Here is a 721-nt window from a genome sequence, read left to right on the forward strand (position 1 = left end):
TCTATGAAAACAATAGCTATGACTGTCATAAATGCATACATGGAAATGGAAAGAGATAAGTATGTTAATGCTGGATATAAACAAAAGAATTCAGGAAGAAACGCACAACGTAATGGCTATTATGAGCGTGATTTCCTGATGCCTATTGGCAATCTGACATTAAAAGTTCCAAGAACACGTGACGGTGAATTTACAACTGAAGTATTTAATCAATATTCGCGTTCTGACCAATCGCTTATTTTAGCGATGACAGAAGCATACATTAATGGTGTTTCAACTAGAAATGTTAATAAAATTGTGGAATCCCTAACGGGAAAATCTGTGTCTAAATCCACTGTTTCAGGCGTAATAAAAAACCTAGATCCTGAAATTAAAGAATGGGCTGGTAGATCTATTGTTAGTCATCAGTATAAGTATGTATTTGTTGATGCTATGCACATTAAGGTAAGAGAGAATAATAAAATTGTTTCTAAAGGTGTTTATATCGCTATGGGTATCAACGAAAATAGAAAACGCGACATTATTGGCTTTAAAATTTCTAATCAAGAGTCAGAATTAGCTTGGTCAGAGTTTTTTGAAGACTTAAGAATGCGTGGTTTAACAACTCCTGAACTTATTATCTCTGATGCACATTCTGGACTTATTAAATCTATTAAGTCACAGTTTATTGATTCATCTTGGCAACGTTGTACATTCCATTTTCTTAAAAATATTGTAGAGA

Annotated in this window: 1 protein-coding gene; it reads left to right on the top strand. The window is 33.1% G+C overall.

Annotated elements, in window-relative coordinates; all coding sequences use genetic code 11:
* Window positions 1-721 (top strand): IS256 family transposase (locus LQ611_RS13910; RefSeq protein WP_239709671.1); only part of this gene is annotated, 721 nt, incomplete at both ends.

The sequence above is a fragment of the Mammaliicoccus sp. L-M44 genome, from assembly GCF_022386355.1.
Lineage (GTDB): Bacteria > Bacillota > Bacilli > Staphylococcales > Staphylococcaceae > Mammaliicoccus > Mammaliicoccus sciuri_A.